Below are 3,588 nucleotides of genomic sequence, written 5' to 3'. Positions count from 1 at the left end.
CAGCAGGCCCACACCCTCCGACGCACTCATACCGTCGGCGGACGCGGCGAACGCCTTGCAACGCCCGTCCCGCGCCAGACCCTGCTGCCGGCTGAACTCCGTGAACAGGTCAGGCGACGACATGACCGCGACCCCGCCCGCGAGCGCCATCGAGCACTCGCCGGTCCGCAGCGCCTGCACCGCCAGGTGCAGCGCCACCAGCGACGACGAGCACGCCGTGTCCACCGTGACGGCGGGGCCGGTCAGTCCGAAGCTGTAGGAAATGCGCCCCGAAGCCACACTGCCCGCGGTGCCCGTCATGGCGTGTCCCTCGACCTCTTCGGGGATCGCGGGCAGCCTGGTGCCGTAGTCGCGGAAGCTGGAGCCGATGAAGACGCCGGTCCTGCTGCCCTCCAGGGTGTCGGGGGCGATGCCCGAGCGCTCGAACAACTCCCAGGAGGTCTCCAGGAGCAGCCGCTGCTGCGGGTCCATGGCCAGGGCCTCGCGCGGCGAGATCCCGAAGAAGCCCGCGTCGAACTGCCCCGCGTCGTGCAGGAAGCCACCCTCGGCCACGTACGAGCTGCCGGGACGCTCACCGGTCACGTCCACCAGTGATCCCACGTCCCAGCCGCGGTCGGTGGGGAACCCGGTGATGGCGTCGCCGCCCTCGGAAAGCAGCCGCCACAAGTCCTCGGGAGAGGCGACACCGCCGGGGAACCGGCAGCTCATCCCGATGATCGCCATCGGCTCGCTGTCCACCGACTCCACGGCCTTCAACCGTGATTGGGTCTCCTTCAGCTCAGCTGTGACCCGGGTCAGGTAGTAACGGAGCTTCTTGGCGTCGTCCATGCTTGCGTGCCCCCGAAAGTGAGACGGAAGTGTGGCGTGCGCCCCACAGAAGGGCGCGAGTCGGAATCGCGGCGTCGATCAGGGGCTCAGGAGATCCCGAACTCTTTGCCGATGTACTTGAAGAGGTCGTCGTTGCTCGCGGATTCGAGGTCCTCGGCGTCGACGGTTTCCTCGCCGTCCACACCTGATCCGGATGCGATACGCAGCAATTGCCTGAGCCTTCCTGCCAGTTCCGCTCTGGTGGAGTCTCCGTCGGGTAGCTGCCCCAGGAGCACCTCAAGCCGGTCGAGTTCGGCCGTTCCGGGAGCTTCCGCGTCCGTGGAGCCCTCGGGCCCGTCCTCGCCGCCGAACAGGGCGTCATCGAGGTAACGCACGAGCTCGTGCACGGTCGGGCAGTCGAAGACGATCGTGGCGGGCAGTCGCAGACCGGTCGCCGTGTTGAGCCGGTTGCGCAGTTCCACGGCGGTGACCGAGTCCAAGCCGAGTTCCAGGAACCGCCGCCGGAGTTCCACCGTCTCTCCGGAGTCGTGCCCGAGGACGGCTGCCACTTGTGTACGGACCGTCGTGCGCAACTGCCGTTCGCGCTCGGCCGGTGCGAGTCCGGCCAGACGCTCGGACAGCGTGAGGGTGGCCGCCGTGTCCGTGGGCTCGTCCCGCGTGAGTACGGCGCGGACCTCCGGCAGTTCGTCGAGCAGACGGCTGGGCCTGGCCGCGGTGTAGGCGTACGCGAACCTCTCCCAGTCGATGTCCGCGATCACGAGGCTGGTGTCGCCATGGGCCAGAGCCGTCTCCAGGGCGGCGGTGGCACGCTCGGGCTGGAGCAGCGGCACGCCGTGCCGGATGCTGATGTCGTTGACCACGTCCCGGCCCGCCATGCCGCCCCTGGCCCAGGAACCCCAGGCCACGGAGGTGGCCACGAGCCCCTGTGCACGGCGGTACTGGGCGAGTGCGTCCAGGTAGGCGTTGCCCGGCGCGTAGTTGCCCTGACCTGCCATGCCGACCGTGCCCGCCAGCGAGGAGAACAACACAAAGGCGGAAAGGCCCAGGCTCTTCGTCATCTCGTGCAGGTGGAATGCCGCACCTGCCTTGACCCGCAGCACCCGGTCCAACTGCCCGGGCGTCAGCGTGGTGAGCGCCCCGTCGTCCAGTACGGCCGCGGTGTGCACCACAGCGGCCAGCGGGCATTCGTCGGGCACCGAGTCGAGCAACTGGCGCAAGGCCTCCGGGTCCGCCACATCGCAGGCGACCGTGGTCACACGGGTTCCGGTGGCGGCCAACTCGGCTTCGAGAGCGGTGGCGCCCGGAGCCGTACCGCCCTGCCTGCTGACGAGCAGCAGGTGCTCGGCGCCCTGAGCCGCAAGTCTCCTGGCGACCTCGCTGCCGAGCGCCCCGGTGCCACCCGTGATCAGTACCGTGCCCTTACCCGGCGTCCAGTCCTCGTCCGGTGCGCCACCCAGAGGCGCGCGGACGAGGCGTCGCCCATAGGTCGCGGTCGAGCGGACCGCGACCTGGTCCTCGTCCGCCTCGGCCGCGAGCACTTCACACAGCCGCGTCAGGGTGCGCTCGTCCGGCTCCTGCGGGAGGTCGACCAGACCGCCCCAGCGGGTCGGCATTTCCTGGGCCGCTACCCGGCCGAGGCCCCAGACCAGCGCCTGTGCGGGGCTGGTGAGCGGGTCCCGCTCGCCGATGGACACCGCGCCCTGGGTGACGCACCACAGTGCGGCGCCCGAGTCTGCGGCCTCCAACTGCTGGAGCAGTGCCAGGTTCTGGGCGTAGCCGGCCGGGATGGCGGATGCGTCCGTGAGCGGACTCTCGTCCTGGGCGAGCAGCGACAGCACGCCGGCTGCCGCGGAGTGCGCGACCAGAGCCTCTGCCCACCCACGCTCGCCGAGCCCTGCGTCGTCGGCACCTCTCACGACAAGCGGTTCGACCACGGCCCCCTGTGCGCGCAGGGCCGCGGCCACTGCCTCGTACAGCGCGCCGTCGACCTGGTCCGGGGTGACGGCGACCAGCCAGGTCCCGGACAGGGCGGCCTTGGGGCCGGCGGGCAGCGACTTCCAGTGCACCCGGTACCGCCACGACTCCATGCCGACCGCGTCCGCGTGCCGCTTGTGCCAAGCGGAGAGCGCAGGCAGTACGGCCGTCAGCTCGGGCTGCGCCTCGTCCAGCCTCAGGGTCTTCGCAAGTCCCTCCAGGTCCTCCCGTTCCACAACCTCCCAGAAGGCCGCGTGCGGGTCCGTACCCGCCGCGGGGCGGGCCGGCGCGGTGTCGAACCAGTAGTGCTTGGTCTGGAAGGCGTAGGTCGGCAGCGCGACCTGCTGGGCCCCGGAACCCGTATACACAGCCGACCAGTCGGGTGTGCCGCCGCGTACCCACAGCTCTCCGAGCGAGGAGAGGAAGCGTCGGCTGTCTCCCTGATCACGGCGCAGGGTGCCACCCACGAACAGCTCGACGCCCATCGCCTCACCGGTCTCCTCGACCGGGGACGTCAGCACCGGATGCGGACTGACCTCGACGAACGTGGTGTAACCCTCGGCAATCAGCCCACGAACCGTCTCCTCGAACCGCACCGGCTGACGCAGATTACGGAACCAGTACTCCGCACCCGCCTCACCCTCCCCAAGAAGCCCAGCCGTCACCGTCGAGTACATCGGCACATCACCCGCCTGCGCCACCACCGGAGCAGCCAACTCCAACAACGCCCCACGCAACTGCTCCACCTGCGCCGTGTGCGACCCGTAATCCACCGGAATACGACGC

2 protein-coding genes are annotated in these 3,588 nt (G+C 70.0%); both read right to left on the bottom strand.

The window, feature by feature from the left end; translation table 11 throughout:
* Nucleotides 1-828, bottom strand: an 828-nt coding sequence (locus ACFY8O_RS34400) for a beta-ketoacyl synthase N-terminal-like domain-containing protein (RefSeq protein WP_387909347.1), incomplete at its 3' end; no start/stop codon positions are given.
* A gap of 86 nt (nt 829-914) precedes the next feature.
* On the bottom strand, nt 915-3,588 hold a 2,674-nt coding region (locus tag ACFY8O_RS34395; RefSeq protein ID WP_387909345.1), incomplete at its 5' end, for an SDR family NAD(P)-dependent oxidoreductase.

It is taken from the genome of Streptomyces argenteolus, assembly GCF_042902585.1.
Classification (GTDB): Bacteria; Actinomycetota; Actinomycetes; order Streptomycetales; family Streptomycetaceae; genus Streptomyces; species Streptomyces argenteolus.
Note: the sequence above shows the minus strand (reverse complement) of the source record. Positions and strands in the feature narration are given on the sequence as shown.